Below are 14573 nucleotides of genomic sequence, written 5' to 3' on the forward strand. Positions count from 1 at the left end.
ACCGGCGTGCTGGCCGCCAACGTCGCCGGCGCCGCGCTGCGCGACCGCCTGACGCACATGCTCACCACCGGCGCCGATGCCGTTTCCGCGCCTGACGCAGCGCCGTCCGCCTTATCCGGCGCCGCGGCTGCACCCGGCCTTGCCGGCGCAGCGCAGCCGCCCGCCGGCGCCCTGCTGAGCACACCCGATGCCATCGAATGGTTCGCCTCCGTGGCCGAGCGCGCGGGCGTGAAGAACGGCTACCGCAATCCTGCCCAGCTGGGTTGCGACCGCTTTGCCGCCGCCATCGGCGCGCATGCGCTGGCGCCCGGCCAGGCCGTCATCGTGGCCAACTGCGGCACCGCCACCACCATCGACGCGGTCACGGCCGACGGCATTTTCCTGGGCGGGATGATCTTGCCCGGCCTCGGCCTGATGGCCACTTCGCTGGCGCGCAACACGGCGCAGTTGCCGCAGATAGCGCAAGGCGGTAAGCTGCCCTCTGGATTCGCCGACAACACCGACGACGCCATCCTGAGCGGGCTGCTGGCCGCGCAGGCGGGCGCCATCGAACATGCGTGCGCGCTGCACCAGGCCGAAGCCTGCCTGATTTCGGGCGGCGCGGCGGCCTACATCGCGCCCGCGTTGCCGGCGCAAATCCCGCACCGCCTGGTGGACAACATCGTGCTGATCGGATTGCAGGCTGCCGCCGGCAGCGCCCGGCCTTAATCTCGTGCAGGAACGCCCGTGCTGAAACTTATCTTCTGGTTGCTACTTGCTGTGAACGGCGTGCTGTACGCCTACGGGCAGGGCTATCTCGGCCACTTCAGCGGCAACGAGCGCGAACCGGCGCGCCTGAAGAACCAGCAGAACGCGGACAAGCTGGTGGTGATCCCGGCGGCCAGGGCAACCGCCGCCGTGGCCGCACCGGTGACGGCCGCCGCGGCGCCGCCGCAAAAGAATGCCGAAGCGGTGGCTTGCTACGAGGTGGGCAACTTCGCGCTGGCCGATGCGCGCCGCTTCGAGGCGGCCGTGGCGCCGCTGGAGCTGGGCGACCGCCAGGCCCGCCGCAACATGCCGGGCACCGAGATCTCCAGCTACATCGTGCACATCCCTTCGCAAGGCAGCAAGGAAGCGGCCGACAGGAAAACCGCCGAGCTGCGCGCGCTGGGGGTCACCAACTACTTCGTCATGTCCGACAGCCCGGCCATGCGCTGGGCCGTTTCGCTGGGCGTGTTCAAGACGGAAGCGGCGGCGCAAAGCCAGCTGGCCATGCTGCAAAAGCAAGGGGTGCACAGCGCCCGCGTGGCGCCGCGCATGGGCGGCAGCAAGCTGCTGGCCTTCCAGTTCCACGACATCGGCGCCGACGTCAAGGCGCAGCTGGACGAGAAGCTGAAAGCCTTTCCGAACCAGGAAGGCCGCAGCTGCAAGTAACTTCGGCTAGCGCTGGATAATCAGGGGCTTCAGCCCCATCGAGGACGGCAGGCCGGGGATGGCCTGCGCGGCGTCCTGGCGGCTGGCATACGGCCCAGCGTACAGGCGGTGCACTTCACCGGACGGCACGATCTCCAGGCCATTCAAGGCGCCGTCCATGGCCAGCTTGGCGCGCACCGCTTCGGCGTTCTCCTTGCGGCCATACGCACCCAGTTGAAGATAGAAGCCGCCGGCCGCAGCGGGGACGGCGGCGGCGGGCGTTGCGGCGGCCGGCGCGCCGCCGCCGGCCGGCAGCGTCAACGCCGCTGCGGACACGCCGGCTTCGGCGCCGCTCACCGGCGTCAGTATCAACGGCGCCGCGCGCGGCATCGCCTGCAGGGGCTGCAAGGCCGAAGCGGCATCGGCCGCTACCGCGCCAGCAGCCGATGCGCCGGCGGCCGGGGCCGCCGCAGCGCCGGACGGCGGCGCCGGATACAGTATCGCGGCCGTCTCCACCGGCGCGCGCGGCTTGGGCGGCGGCATCTGCGCCGGCGCGGCCACTACGGCGGCCTTGTCCTTGCCACTGTCCTTACCGCGCGCCGAATTGATGCGCTCCACTTCCGCCGGCAGTATGCGCTCCACTTCCAGCTGGTGGCTGCCCTTGCCCAGCAAGCCCAACTTCAGCGCGGCCGTGTAGGACACATCGATCACGCGCGTCGAATGAAACGGTCCACGGTCGTTCACACGCACCACCACCTGGTTGCCGTTGTCCAGGTTGGTCACCTTGGCGTAGGATGGAATCGGCAGCGTCGGATGGGCCGCCGACATCTTGTACATGTCGTAAATCTCGCCGGACGACGTGCGCTGGCCATGGAATTTCTTGCCGTACCAGGTGCCCAGGCCGCGCTGAACGAAAGGCTTGTTCAGGTCCGTGATGGGCGTGTAGGTCTTGCCGAACACGACATAGGGCTTGCTGTTGCGCGGATTGGGCGGCTCGTTGCGCACTTCCGCGTCCGGCGTCGCCATCAGGTTCGACGGCGGGTTTTCGCCCGGACCGTCGTCCTGGTAGTAGCCGCCACGGCCGGAATTCGCCGGCGGCAGCACCGGCACGCCCGCTTCCTGCGGCTTGGCCGGCGCCTTGGCGGCGGGCGGACGGGCGGCGGGAGCCGGCTGCTGCGGCGCGCTGCCGCAGCCGGCCAGCGCCAGCAGCGCGGCCAGCACGGCGCACGGGCCGACGTTGCGGGCCGGGCCCGGGTTCAGGCGGCGCATCATGTCTGCACCAGCTTGCGGTGGCGCTGGATGCTCATCAGGATGCCCGATGCGAGGCCCAGCGTCAGCAGCGCGGTGCCGCCGTAACTCATGAAAGGCAGCGGCACGCCGACCACCGGCAGGATGCCGCTGACCATGCCCATGTTGACGAATGCGTAGGTGAAGAAAATCATGGTGACCGCTCCCGCCAGCAGGCGTGTGAAGAAGTTGGGCGCGTTCCCTGCGATCATCAGGCCTCGCCCGATCAGCAACAGATACAGCAGCATCAGGAACATATTGCCCACCAGGCCAAATTCTTCGGAATAGACCGAGAAAATGAAGTCGGTGGTGCGCTCGGGGATGAACTCCAGGTGGGCCTGGGTGCCCTCTTTCCAGCCCTTGCCCGTCAAGCCGCCGGAACCGATGGCGATGGTGGACTGGATGATGTGGAAACCCTTGCCCAGCGGGTCCGTGGTGGGGTCGATCAGCGTCATGATGCGCTCGCGCTGATAGTCGTGCATCATGGACCAGGCCACCGGCAAGCTGGCGCCGGCGGCCAGCGCCAGCGCCAGCAACGCCTTCCAGGACAGGCCGGCCAGGAAGATCACGCAGAAACCGGCCATCACCACCAGCAGCGAGGTGCCCAGGTCGGGCTGGCGCGCGATCAGGAACACCGGTATCACCAGCAGCACCGCCGCGATGGCGTACGAGTGCCAGCGCAGCGTGCCCTGGCGCTGCTGGAAGAACCAGGCCAGCATCAGCGGCACGGCGATCTTGGCGAATTCGGACGGCTGGATATCGACCACGCCGATGTGCAGCCAGCGCCGCGCACCGAGCTTGATGGTGCCGAACAGCGCCACCGCCAGCAGCAGCGCCACCGTGATCACGTAGGCCGGCAGCGCGATGCGCATCATCATCTGCGGCGACACGTTGGCCACCATCCACATCATCAGGAAGGACATGCAGATATTGCGCACCTGGTCTTCCATCTTGCCCGGAATGCCGATGCTGGCCGATACCAGGGTGACCAGGCTGGTGGCCAGCAGCAAGGTAATGATCAGCAGCAGCGGACCGTCGAACACGGCCAGGTAGGGTTTCATGCGGCGCCACAGCGAACGCCTTTCGTTAATACGCATAGGCGTTCCTTATTCTTTCTTGCGCGGCTGCGCGGGCGGCGCAGGCGGCACGACGGCCGGCGGCGCTGCGGCCGGCTGCTGCGCAGGCACTTGCGCATGCGGCTGCGCGTTCGGCTGCACGGCAGGCTTGACGGCCGGCGGCACCACGGTGGCGTGCTTGCGCGGCGCCGCCGGTGGCTGCTGCGGCGGCGTCTGGATCAGCGGCGGGTTTTGCGCCGGCTGCGGTTTGGGTGCCGCGGCCGGCTTGCCCGCCGTCCCAGCCACACCCGCCGCTGGGACTGCGGGGGCCGCGGGCGCAGCGACACCGGGAGCGGGAGCGGCAGCGGCGCGGCGCTGCTCGTTGATCTCGGCGGCGGCTTCCTCGTCCACCGGATCGAGTACCTGTTCGAAGGCTTCCGCATCCTCCTTCGGCACCTTGGTGGTGTCCTTCGCCGGCAGCTTGCCCAGCAGGTAGTAGTCGAGCACCTTGCGCGCGATGGGCGCGGCGGCCGCACCGCCGAAGCCCGCGTTCTCCACCACCATGGCCAGCGCGATGCGCGGCTTGTCGGCCGGCGCAAAGGCGGTAAACAGCGCGTTGTCGCGCAGGCGCTCGTTCAGCGTGGCCGCGTTGTACTTCTCGTTGGCCTTGATCGCCACCACCTGCGCGGTGCCGGTCTTGCCGCCCACGGTGTAGCCGGCGTTGGTGAAGGCGCGGTAAGCCGTGCCGCCCGGTTCGCTGGTCACGCCCACCATGGCGTCCTTGATCAGGTCGATGTTTTCCTGCTTGAGCGGGATGCGGTAGCTCTCCTTGGGTACCGTCAGCGTGCGCGCGCGGGTGGCGCCGTCTTCCACGATTTTCACCAGGTGCGGCTTCATCACCACGCCGTTGTTGGCCAGGATGGACACCGCCTGCGCGATCTGCAGCGGGGTGTACGAGTTGTAGCCGGAACCGTTGGCGATGGAGATGGTGTCGCCGCCCACCCACTTGCCGGCCTGCGGATTTTTCTTGAAGCGGTTGCGCTTCCACGCCTGCGACGGCAGGATGCCGGTCTTTTCATTCTCCAGGTCGATGCCGGTCGGCTGGCCGAAGCCGAACGGTTTCATGAAGTCGTGGATCATGTCGATGCCCATGTCGCGGCCGAGGACATAGTAATAGGTGTTGCAGGAGACCACGATGGACTTGCGCAAGTCCACCGTACCGTGCCCGCCCACCACGTCGTCGCGGAACTTGTGCGCACCGAGGTAGAAGTAGCCCGGATCGCCGATGGCCTGGCTCGGCGTGCGCTTGCCCAGCTCCAGCGCGGCCAGCGCCATGAAGGGCTTGAAGGTGGAGCCGGGTGCATAGGTGCCCGACAGCGGCCGGTTCACCATGGGCCGGTCGAGCGAGGTATTCAGTTCGTTCCAGCTTTGGCTGTCGATGCCGTCCACGAACAGGTTGGGATCGTAGCCGGGGCGCGAAACGTAGGCCAGGATGTCCCCGGTCTCGGGCTCGATGGCCACCAGCGCACCGCGCCATTCGCCGAAGGCTTCCTCGACGATCTTCTGCAGCTTGATGTCGATCGACAGGATCAGGTTGTTGCCCGGCGTGGCGGGCGTGCGCGACAAGGTGCGCACGGCGCGTCCGCCGGCCGACACTTCCACTTCCTCGTAGCCGGTGATGCCGTGCAGCTGCTTCTCGTAGCTCTTCTCCAGGCCTTCCTTGCCGATATGCTCGGTGCCCTTGTAGTTGCGCGCGTCGTCGCCCGCCTCGATCACCTTGGCTTCGTTCTGGTTGATGCGGCCGATGTAGCCCAGCACGTGCGAAGCCGTCTCGCCCAGCGGATACTGGCGGAACAGGCGCGCCTGGATCTCCACGCCGGGGAAGCGGAAGCGTTGCGCCGTGAAACGCGCCACTTCCTCGTCGGTCAGGCGGGTGCGCAGCGGCACGCCCTCGAAGCTCTTGGTTTCTTCCAGCAGGCGCCGGAAGCGCTTGCGGTCCTTGGCCTCCACCGAAACCAGCTTGGACAGCTCGTCGATCACCTGCTCGAGCGGCACGCGCAGCTTGGACGGCGTGATTTCCAGCGTGTAGGCCGAGTAATTGCTGGCCAGGACCACGCCGTTGCGGTCCACGATCAGCCCGCGGTTGGGCACCACCGGCACGAAGGCGATGCGGTTTTCCTCCGCCTGCGTCATGTAGTGGTCGTGGTGCAGCACCTGCAGCCAGACGAAGCGCGCCAGCAGCAACGCAAAGCAGACAAACACCATCAGGCCGAGCGCCGACAGGCGCAGGCGGAACAGGTGCAGTTCGCGTTCGGTATTCTTGAGTTCAGTCATTGCAGGGTAAATCCAGGCCCTAGATCGGGCGCGTGTGGTCTTTGTCCACCGCGCGGCGCTGCGGCGCCAGCAGCAGCATGGAGATCACCGGCCACAGCGCCACCGCCACCGCGCTCTCGATGAAGTACCAGAAACTGGGGAATTTTCCGGACACGAAGAAGCGCACCATCAGCTGCACCAGCTGCGCCATCAGCAGCAGCGGGAACACGTGGATGGCTTGCGTCATCATCGGGAACCACAGCACGCGGCGGTGCATCATGATGGCGAAGTAGGACAGCAGCGTGTAGGCCAGCGCGTTTTCGCCCAGCAGGGTGGCGTCGTGCACGTCCATCAGCAGGCCGAGGAAGAAGGCGGTGCCGATGCCGACCTTGCGCGGCTGGTGGATGCCCCAGAACACCAGCGTCAGCGCCACAAAGTCGGGCGCGCCGACGAAGTGGCCCCAGGGCAGCAGGTTGAGCAGGAAAGCGCACAGCAGGCTGAATGCGATGAACAGCGGGCTGACCGGCAGCAGGATGTAATGGGGGCGATTCATCGCGTTTCTTTCTTCGGTTCGGCGGGAGCGGCGGCAGGCGCGGCAGCGCGCGCCGCCGGCGCTGCTGGCGGTGCAGCGGGCGGCGTTGCCCCCTGTGCCGCCGCCGGGGTGGCCGCCGGCGCAACCGGCGGGGCCGGCGCCGCTACGGCGTCCTTGGCCGGCTTGCCCTTCTTGCCCGGCTTGAGCGGTTCTTCTTCCGGCGGCCGTGGCGGCAGGTCCGGCGGCGACATCAATATCAGCAGTTGGCGGTGATTCTGGATGCCGGCCAGCGGCTGGCACACCACGCGCCCGAAGGCGCCGTTGCCGTTGCTCTCGACCTGCGACACGCGCGCCACGGCCAGCCCGGCCGGATACACGCCGTCGATGCCGGAGGTGATCAGGATATCGCCCACCTGCACGTCCGCGTTGGGCGCCATGAAGCGCAAGTCCAGCTGGCCGGACTGGCCGCGTCCATAGGCCACGCTGCGCAAGCCGTTGCGCAGCAGTTGCACCGGGATGGCCTGCTCCTTGTCCGTCAGCAGCGTGACTTCGGAGGTGAACGGGAACACCCGCGTCACCTGCCCCACCACGCCCTGGTTGTCGATCACCGGCAGGCCCAGTTGCACGCCGGCCTGCGCGCCACGGTCCAGCACCACCTTGCGGCTGGCGCTGTCGCGCGCGTCGTACAGGATTTCGGCCAGCATCGATTTGCCGGGCACGTGGTTGCGCGCGTCCAGCAGCTTGCGCAGCTGGGCGTTTTCAGTACTGTGGAGCTGCGCCTGCTGCAAAGCCTGCGCGGTCACGATCTGCTGCTGGCGCAAATCGCGCACCTGCTTTTCCAGCGACGACAGCGACGAGAAGTAGTCGCCCACGCCGTAGAGCGCGTCGCGCGGCATGAGCGCCGCCATTTGCAGGGGGTAGAGCACGGTGCCGACCACCTGCCGCACTGTCGTCAGCGCGTGCATGCGCGAATCGGCCAACAACAGAGCAATCGAAATGCAGGCGAACAGCGTCATCTTGACGCGCGCCGGCGCGCCTTGTTTGAAGAGTGGCGGAGGACTGTATTCCATGACTTCCAATAATCCGGCGCTCACGCGCCACCGAAATCCGGCGCTCGCGCGCCACCTAACGGCCTTAGCTAAAAAAACCAGCTTAAAAAGCAGCGGGGCGGCTCCTGGCCGCCCCGCTTACTCAGATCATTCGTAGGAGAAGATGGAACCCAGCTGGTCCATCCGCTCCAGCGCCATGCCGGAGCCGCGCACCACGCAGGTGAGCGGGTCTTCGGCCACCAGCACCGGCAGGCCGGTCTCCTCCATCAGCAGGCGGTCCAGGTCGCGCAGCAGCGCGCCGCCGCCGGTCAGCATCATGCCTTTTTCGGCGATGTCCGCGCCCAGTTCCGGCGGCGTCTGTTCCAGCGCGTTCTTGACGGCCGAGACGATGTTGTTCAGCGGGTCGGTCAGCGCTTCCAGGATCTCGTTGGACGAGATCGTGAACGAGCGCGGGATGCCTTCGGACAGGTTGCGGCCCTTGACTTCCATCTCTTTCACTTCCGAACCCGGGAAGGCCGAACCGATGGCCTTCTTGATCGCCTCGGCGGTCTGCTCGCCGATCAGCATGCCGTAGTTGCGGCGGATGTAGTTGACAATGGCTTCGTCGAACTTGTCGCCGCCCACGCGCACCGAACCCTTGTATACCATGCCGCCCAGCGAGATGATGCCCACCTCGGTGGTGCCGCCGCCGATGTCGACCACCATCGAGCCGGTGGCGTCCGACACCGGCAGGCCGGCGCCGATCGCGGCGGCCATCGGTTCTTCGATCAGGTACACCTGCGAGGCGCCGGCGCCCAGCGCCGATTCGCGGATCGCGCGGCGCTCCACCTGGGTCGAGCCGCACGGCACGCAAATGATGATGCGCGGCGACGGGCGGAAGAATTTGGAGTCGTGCACCATGCGGATGAACTGCTTGAGCATCTGCTCGGTGACGGTGAAATCGGCAATCACGCCGTCCTTCATCGGGCGGATCGCCTCGATGTTGCCGGGTACTTTACCCAGCATCTGCTTGGCTTCCTTGCCGACTGCCTGGATTGTCTTCTTACCGTTGGGGCCGCCTTCCTGGCGGATCGCTACGACCGACGGTTCGTCCAGCACAATGCCGGAACCGCGTACATAAATCAGGGTGTTGGCCGTGCCCAAGTCAATGGCCAGATCGGTGGAAATATACCTGCGTAAAAAACCAAACATGAGTATCCTGTGGCGCGTTGCCCGCACGCGCGGGCAGTTATAGGGAGTATCCGTGGAGGCGGCGGCGGCCGGTGCGACAAGGTGCACGGCGCCAGCTACGCATCAACCCGCCATTCTACCTTATAATTCGAATGTTATTTACCATTAATCGGCTCTAAAGTGCGACGCTGCAACGCGTAAATTACGCGGCAATTGCAGGATTTTCAAGGTCAAATAGCCGGATTTACAAGTTCTTTATCAATACTACAACCGCGCGCTCCGCCGCGCTTCTCGCCATGTCCCTGACACTATCCGACGTAAAACGCATCGCCAACCTGGCACAACTGGAAATGAGCGAAACCCAGGCGGGAACCGCCCTGGATCAGCTGAACGGCATTTTCGCGCTGGCCGAGCAGATGCAGGCCGTGGACACCGCCGGCGTTGCCCCTCTGAGCCACCCGCTGGCGGCCCACATGAACAACATCGCCCTGCGCCTGCGCGAGGACGTGGCCACCGAGCCGAATCGCCGCGAACATTATCAAACGGTCGCGCCGAAAACCGAAGACGGCTTGTATCTGGTACCAAAAGTGATTGATTAAGAAATAATATCCATGCATACCAAAACCATTAAAGAGCTGTCCACGCTCCTGCAAAACAAAGAAATTTCCGCCACCGAATTGGCGACGCATTTCCTGGACCGCATCGAGAAAAGCGAGCTGAACGCATTCCTGCACGTGGACCGTGCGCTGACCCTGGCGCAAGCGGCCGACGCGGACGCGCGCATCGCCGCCGGCACCGCCACCGCGCTGACCGGCGTGCCGATCGCCCACAAGGACATCTTCGTGACCCAGGGCTGGCGCTCGACCGCCGGCTCGAAAATGCTGGCCAACTACGTCAGCCCGTTCGACGCCACCGTGGTGCAGAAGTTCAACGCGGCCGGCATGGTCACCCTGGGCAAGCTCAATTGCGACGAATTCGCGATGGGCTCGGCCAATGAAAACTCGGCCTTCGGCCCCGTGAAAAACCCGTGGGACCACGCGGCCGTGCCGGGCGGCTCCTCGGGCGGCTCGGCCGCCGCCGTGGCCGCGCGCCTGGCGCCGGGCGTGACCGGCACCGACACCGGCGGCTCGATCCGCCAGCCGGCCGCCTTCTGCGGCATCACCGGCATCAAGCCGACCTACGGCCGCGTCTCGCGCTTCGGCATGATCGCCTTCGCGTCCTCGCTGGACCAGGGCGGCCCGATGGCCCGGACCGCCGAAGACTGCGCCCTGCTGCTGAACGCGATGGCCGGCTTCGACGAGCGCGATTCGACCAGCCTGACGCCGGAACAAGGCGGTATTGAGGAAGACTTCGCGCGCGACCTGGATAAGCCGCTGGCCGGCCTGCGCATCGGCGTGCCGAAAGAGTACTTCGGCGAAGGCCTGGCAGCCGACGTGGAAGCGGCGGTGCGCGCCGCGCTGGCGCAGTACGTGGAACTGGGCGCGATCCTGGTCGACATTTCGCTGCCGAACACCGCGCTGTCCATCCCCGCCTACTACATGATCGCCCCGGCGGAAGCCTCGTCCAACCTGTCGCGCTTCGACGGCGTGCGCTTCGGCCACCGCGCCGACGGCTACAAGGACCTGCAGGACATGTACAAGAAGACCCGCGCCGAAGGTTTCGGCCCGGAAGTGCAGCGCCGCATCATGGTCGGCACCTATGTGCTGTGCCACGGCTACTACGACGCCTACTACCTGAAGGCGCAGCGCATCCGCCGCCTGATCGCGCAGGACTTCGAAGCCGTGCTGAACGGCCCGAACGCGGTATGCGACGTCATCATGGGCCCGGTGGCCCCGACCGTGGCCTGGGACCTGGGTTCCAAGTCCGACCCGGTGGCCAACTACCTGGCCGACATCTATACCCTGTCCACCAGCCTGGCCGGCCTGCCCGGCATGTCCATCCCTTGCGGCTTCGGCCAGGGCGACAAGAACGGCCAGCGCCCGGTCGGCCTGCAGATCATCGGCAACTACTTTGCCGAAGCCAAGCTGCTGAACGTGGCGCACCAGTTCCAGCAAGCAACTGAGTGGCACAAGCAGGCCCCGAGCGGCATCTAATCCCTTACTAGAGAGAACAGAAACATGGAATGGGAAGTCGTCATCGGTATTGAGAACCACGTGCAGCTCACTACCGAATCGAAAATCTTCAGCGGCTCGCCGATCAAGTTCGGCGCCGAGCCGAACACGCAGGCCAGCCCGGTCGACCTGGCGCTGCCGGGCGTACTGCCGGTGATGAACAAGATGGCGGTGGACCGCGCCATCCGCTTCGGCCTGGCCGTGGGCGGCAAGATCGCGCCGCAGTCCATCTTCGCGCGCAAGAACTACTTCTACCCGGACTTGCCAAAAGGCTATCAGATCAGCCAGTTCGAAGACCCGGTGGTCCAGGGCGGCGCGCTGACCTTCGGCTACGAGAAGGACGGCAAGTTCGTCACCAAGACCGTCAACCTGACCCGTGCCCACCTGGAAGAAGACGCCGGCAAATCGCTGCACGAGGACTACCACGGCATGTCGGGCATCGACCTGAACCGCGCCGGCACGCCGCTGCTGGAGATCGTGTCCGAGCCGGAAATCCGCAGCGCGGCCGAAGCCGTGGCTTACTGCAAGGCGCTGCACGGCCTGGTCATGTGGCTGGGCGTTTGCGACGGCAATATGCAGGAAGGTTCTTTCCGCTGCGATATCAACGTGTCCGTGCGCCCGAAAGGCGCGACCGAATTCGGCACCCGCTGCGAAATTAAAAACCTGAACTCCTTCCGCTTTATCGAAGAAGCCGTCCACGTTGAAGTGCGCCGCCAGATTGAATTGATCGAAGACGGCGGCAGCGTGGTGCAAGCGACCCGCTTATACGATCCGGATAAAAAAGAAACGCGTCAGATGCGCAGCAAGGAAGACGCGCAGGATTACCGTTATTTCCCTGACCCGGATTTGCCGCCGCTGGCTATTTCCGAAGACTGGATTTCGCGTGTCAAGGCCGATATGCCGGAATTGCCGGGCGTAATGCGCACGCGCTTTATCGAAGAATACGCGCTGCCGGAATATGATGCGCTGATACTGACCTCGTCCAAAGCCATGGCGGTTTATTTCGAAGCCGTCGTTGCCAGGGCCGGCAAGGAAAATGCCAAAGCCGCAGCCAACTGGCTAATGGGCGATGTGTCCTCCACGCTGAACCGCGAGAATACCGATATCGGCGCAGCGCCGGTGAAACCGGAGCAATTGGCGGCCATGCTGAAGCGTATTGCCGACGGCACCATTTCCAACAAGATCGCCAAGGAAATCTTCAGCGCCATGTGGGAAGCCAATTCGGCGGATGAAAACCTGGTGGACGCCATTATCGATGCCAAAGGCTTGAAGCAGATTTCGGATACCGGCGCGCTGGAAGCCATCGTTAATGATGTGCTGGCGGCAAACGAGAAATCGGTTGAGCAATACCGCGCCGGCAAGGAAGCAGCCATCAATTCCCTGATCGGCCAAGCGATGAAAGCCTCCAAAGGCAAGGCCAATCCTGCCCAGCTGACCGAACTGCTGAAAAAGAAGTTGGCCGGCTGATCTATTCGGTGGCAAACGCAAAGGCGCCTTCGGGCGCCTTTTTTTATTGCCAGCGCCGCAGTCCGCGCGCCGATCCGGCCAGTTTTGAGCACGATCACGCCAGAATCTGGCATAAGTCTGGCCAAAAACAGCCTGTAATGCGGCGGTCGGGGCTAAGGGCAGGCGTGGCGATTCAGGAACCGATGCGGGGCTGCATCCAGCCGAGTATATCGGCGAAGATTTCTTCGCGATTCGTTTCGTTGAAATTCTCGTGGTAATTCTTCAGCTGGAAGCTATAACGCAGCAGGCTACTGTCTATTGAAGTCAGCATGGCTTCTGCCGCCTTGGCGTCGGCGAGCTTGTCGTCACCGGCCACCACGGCAAAAACCGGATAGCGCCATCCCTGCATTTTTTCGGCCAGTCCTTTTTGCGCTTCACTCAAGGCATGGCCGAAACGCACGGTCAGTTCCGTGGCCCGGAGGGCATCGCTTTCATCGGCGTGATGGCGCGCAGTAATAGCGGGATCGTGCGTCAGCACATCGGTAAAGGAAGCCAGCGGCACTTTCATGGTCGGAACCAGCCGCGCCAGCAAGCCGGACATTTTCTGCAGCAGCGGAGATATCTTTACCGCATTTACATAATACGGCGACGATAGAATAAATCCCTGCACATCGTCATTGCGGCGCAAACGCTCCAGGCCGACCCTGGTGGCGATTAACGCCCCCATGGAATGGCCCATGATAAATACCGGTAAATCCGGATAGTGCTTTTTCACCCACTGCAGGAATAATTCCGCCTCATCGATGAAAATATCGAAATCGGGAATATCCGCGCGGCGCTTGCCGTCGTGTCCGCACATATCGAAACTGGCGGTGGCAATGCCGTGGCTGCGGAAGTACAAAGCCGGGGTGACATAATCACCGGCATGCGCCAGCGCACCATGCAGCGCCATGATGACCGCGCGCGGCTGGGAAGGTTCCCAAATATGGATGGTGCGCTCGACTCCGTCCCGTCCTTTGAAACGGGCCAGCCTGTCTTCAGAGAAGCGCATGAAGAAGTATGCTTTAAGAAGTAATGCTGAGGGTAATGCCCATTTCCGTCAGCAGCGTCAATTCCGCTAATGAGAAATCCAGGGTCGGCGAGCCCGGAGCGGGATCGCCGACATACGCGATGCGCAGTTCGGCCTCGATATTCGGCGCGTCGAACGACACGCCGCGCGCCTGGCACTCCACCAGGAAACCGTGCACTTGCTTGAGCAGGACCATGGGGTTCTTGTCGGTGGCCAGGTTGACGTAAAAACCGGAATCGATGCGCACCCGGCCGTCCGGACGCGCGTCGCCCTTCTTCCAGTCGCTGTCCGGCTCGGCAGGCAAACCGTCGCGAACGTCGGCCAGTGCATCGGCGTCGCCATATACCTTCAGTGTTGCGATGTTCATTGTTGCTCCAGCGTCAATGTTACAGCAAAGAAAATACAGTCTAGCATAGGCTTGCCGAGAGTACAGCGCCGCGCGTTCGTGCTGCTCAGGCTACGCCGTACTGGGCCCGGTATGCCGCCACCGCGTCCTTATATTGCTGCAGGGCCGGATCGGCCGCCGCGCCGGACAGGTAGGTAAACAGGTCATCCAGGTTGCCGATGGAAATGACCGGGATGCCATAGGTCTGCGCCACTTCCTGCACGGCCGACAGTTCGGACATCACGCCATCCTTGGCGCCGCGCTCCATGCGGTCCAGCGCGATCAGCACGGCGGCCGGTTCGGCGCCGGCGGCACGTATCATGGCCACCGATTCGCGCACCGAAGTGCCGGCCGAGATCACATCGTCGATAATGACAACCTTGCCCTGCAGCTTGGCGCCGACGATGGTGCCGCCTTCGCCGTGGTCCTTGGCTTCCTTGCGGTTGAAAGCGAAAGAGGTGTTGCGGCCCTTGCCGGCCAGCGCCACCGCCGTGGCGGAAGCCAGCGTGATGCCCTTGTAGGCCGGGCCGAACAGCATGTCGAACTCGACGCCGGACTCCAGCAGGGTCTGCGCGTAGAACTGGGCCAGCTGGGCCAGCGTGGCGCCCTCATGGAACAGGCCGGCGTTGAAGAAGTACGGCGACTGGCGCCCCGCCTTGGTGGTGAACTCGCCAAAGCGCAAAACTCCCGTTGCCACGGAAAACGCGATAAACTCTTGCCGTAAATTTTTCATATTGCCTCGTAAGTAGTAAGTGCCTGTATTT

14 protein-coding genes are annotated in these 14573 nt (G+C 64.6%); 5 read left to right on the plus strand and 9 right to left on the minus strand.

Annotated features, from left to right (window positions below):
* The first annotated feature begins 6 nt into the window (after positions 1-6).
* Both AC6H42_RS01155 and AC6H42_RS01160 read left to right on the plus strand, forming a co-directional pair.
* On the plus strand, positions 7-708 hold the full coding sequence (locus AC6H42_RS01155) for a type III pantothenate kinase (protein WP_497547239.1): 702 nt from the start codon (positions 7-9) through the stop codon (positions 706-708).
* Between the two features lie 18 nt (positions 709-726).
* A complete protein-coding gene (locus tag AC6H42_RS01160) occupies positions 727-1413 on the plus strand; it encodes an SPOR domain-containing protein (RefSeq protein ID WP_497547232.1) in 687 nt (228 codons plus the stop codon).
* A 6-nt stretch (positions 1414-1419) separates the two neighbouring features.
* On the opposite strand, the gene AC6H42_RS01165 is transcribed toward AC6H42_RS01160, so the two are convergent.
* The 6 genes from AC6H42_RS01165 to AC6H42_RS01190 form a co-directional block, all read right to left on the minus strand.
* Positions 1420-2664, minus strand: coding sequence for a septal ring lytic transglycosylase RlpA family protein (locus AC6H42_RS01165; protein WP_497547233.1), 1245 nt, complete (start codon positions 2662-2664; stop codon positions 1420-1422).
* A complete protein-coding gene (rodA, locus tag AC6H42_RS01170; protein WP_057154363.1) occupies positions 2661-3776 on the minus strand; it encodes a rod shape-determining protein RodA in 1116 nt (371 codons plus the stop codon). Before rodA ends, AC6H42_RS01165 begins: the two co-directional genes overlap by 4 nt.
* A gap of 9 nt (positions 3777-3785) precedes the next feature.
* Complete coding sequence (gene mrdA, locus AC6H42_RS01175) at positions 3786-6068, minus strand: penicillin-binding protein 2 (RefSeq protein WP_082551680.1); 2283 nt, start codon at positions 6066-6068, stop codon at positions 3786-3788.
* A gap of 19 nt (positions 6069-6087) precedes the next feature.
* Entirely contained in the window at positions 6088-6600 is a 513-nt protein-coding gene (gene mreD / locus AC6H42_RS01180) for a rod shape-determining protein MreD (RefSeq protein WP_057154362.1), read from the minus strand.
* On the minus strand, positions 6597-7649 hold the full coding sequence (gene mreC, locus AC6H42_RS01185) for a rod shape-determining protein MreC (RefSeq protein WP_497547234.1): 1053 nt from the start codon (positions 7647-7649) through the stop codon (positions 6597-6599). The genes mreD and mreC overlap by 4 nt, the downstream gene beginning before the upstream one ends.
* 126 nt (positions 7650-7775) lie before the next feature.
* Complete coding sequence (locus tag AC6H42_RS01190; RefSeq protein ID WP_056398240.1) at positions 7776-8819, minus strand: rod shape-determining protein; 1044 nt, start codon at positions 8817-8819, stop codon at positions 7776-7778.
* A gap of 275 nt (positions 8820-9094) precedes the next feature.
* Here AC6H42_RS01190 and gatC point away from each other — a divergent pair, with 275 nt between their 5' ends.
* Genes gatC through gatB form a run of 3 tightly spaced genes read left to right on the plus strand, consistent with a single transcriptional unit; the run spans position 9095 to position 12376 of the window.
* Positions 9095-9397, plus strand: a complete 303-nt coding sequence (gatC, locus tag AC6H42_RS01195) for an Asp-tRNA(Asn)/Glu-tRNA(Gln) amidotransferase subunit GatC (protein WP_057154360.1) — start codon at positions 9095-9097, stop codon at positions 9395-9397.
* A gap of 12 nt (positions 9398-9409) precedes the next feature.
* Positions 9410-10891, plus strand: a complete 1482-nt coding sequence (gene gatA, locus AC6H42_RS01200) for an Asp-tRNA(Asn)/Glu-tRNA(Gln) amidotransferase subunit GatA (protein ID WP_057154359.1) — start codon at positions 9410-9412, stop codon at positions 10889-10891.
* Between the two features lie 24 nt (positions 10892-10915).
* Positions 10916-12376, plus strand: a complete 1461-nt coding sequence (gene gatB / locus AC6H42_RS01205; protein ID WP_057154358.1) for an Asp-tRNA(Asn)/Glu-tRNA(Gln) amidotransferase subunit GatB — start codon at positions 10916-10918, stop codon at positions 12374-12376.
* 172 nt (positions 12377-12548) lie between these two features.
* Here gatB and AC6H42_RS01210 read toward each other — a convergent pair whose 3' ends face one another.
* The 3 genes from AC6H42_RS01210 to pyrE all read right to left on the minus strand — a co-directional run bounded on the left by AC6H42_RS01210 (position 12549) and on the right by pyrE (position 14542).
* The gene (locus tag AC6H42_RS01210) at positions 12549-13406 is read right to left on the minus strand and encodes an alpha/beta fold hydrolase (protein ID WP_057154357.1); all 858 of its coding nucleotides are present in this window, start codon (positions 13404-13406) and stop codon (positions 12549-12551) included.
* Positions 13407-13419: 13 nt separating this feature from the next.
* Entirely contained in the window at positions 13420-13791 is a 372-nt protein-coding gene (locus AC6H42_RS01215; RefSeq protein WP_057154356.1) for a hypothetical protein, read from the minus strand.
* Between the two features lie 85 nt (positions 13792-13876).
* The gene (pyrE, locus tag AC6H42_RS01220; protein ID WP_497547235.1) at positions 13877-14542 is read right to left on the minus strand and encodes an orotate phosphoribosyltransferase; all 666 of its coding nucleotides are present in this window, start codon (positions 14540-14542) and stop codon (positions 13877-13879) included.
* Positions 14543-14573: the final 31 nt, after the last annotated feature.

The organism is Massilia sp. NBRC 108631, from assembly GCF_059704565.1.

Coding starts and splice junctions, on each gene's coding strand:
- mrdA (WP_082551680.1), bottom strand. CDS start 6,068: ATGACTGAACTCAAGAATACCGAACGCGAACTGCACCTGTTCCGCCTG.
- gatC (WP_057154360.1), top strand. CDS start 9,095: ATGTCCCTGACACTATCCGACGTAAAACGCATCGCCAACCTGGCACAA.
- AC6H42_RS01190 (WP_056398240.1), bottom strand. CDS start 8,819: ATGTTTGGTTTTTTACGCAGGTATATTTCCACCGATCTGGCCATTGAC.
- AC6H42_RS01210 (WP_057154357.1), bottom strand. CDS start 13,406: ATGCGCTTCTCTGAAGACAGGCTGGCCCGTTTCAAAGGACGGGACGGA.
- AC6H42_RS01215 (WP_057154356.1), bottom strand. CDS start 13,791: ATGAACATCGCAACACTGAAGGTATATGGCGACGCCGATGCACTGGCC.
- gatA (WP_057154359.1), top strand. CDS start 9,410: ATGCATACCAAAACCATTAAAGAGCTGTCCACGCTCCTGCAAAACAAA.
- rodA (WP_057154363.1), bottom strand. CDS start 3,776: ATGCGTATTAACGAAAGGCGTTCGCTGTGGCGCCGCATGAAACCCTAC.
- pyrE (WP_497547235.1), bottom strand. CDS start 14,542: ATGAAAAATTTACGGCAAGAGTTTATCGCGTTTTCCGTGGCAACGGGA.
- AC6H42_RS01165 (WP_497547233.1), bottom strand. CDS start 2,664: ATGATGCGCCGCCTGAACCCGGGCCCGGCCCGCAACGTCGGCCCGTGC.
- gatB (WP_057154358.1), top strand. CDS start 10,916: ATGGAATGGGAAGTCGTCATCGGTATTGAGAACCACGTGCAGCTCACT.
- mreD (WP_057154362.1), bottom strand. CDS start 6,600: ATGAATCGCCCCCATTACATCCTGCTGCCGGTCAGCCCGCTGTTCATC.
- mreC (WP_497547234.1), bottom strand. CDS start 7,649: ATGGAATACAGTCCTCCGCCACTCTTCAAACAAGGCGCGCCGGCGCGC.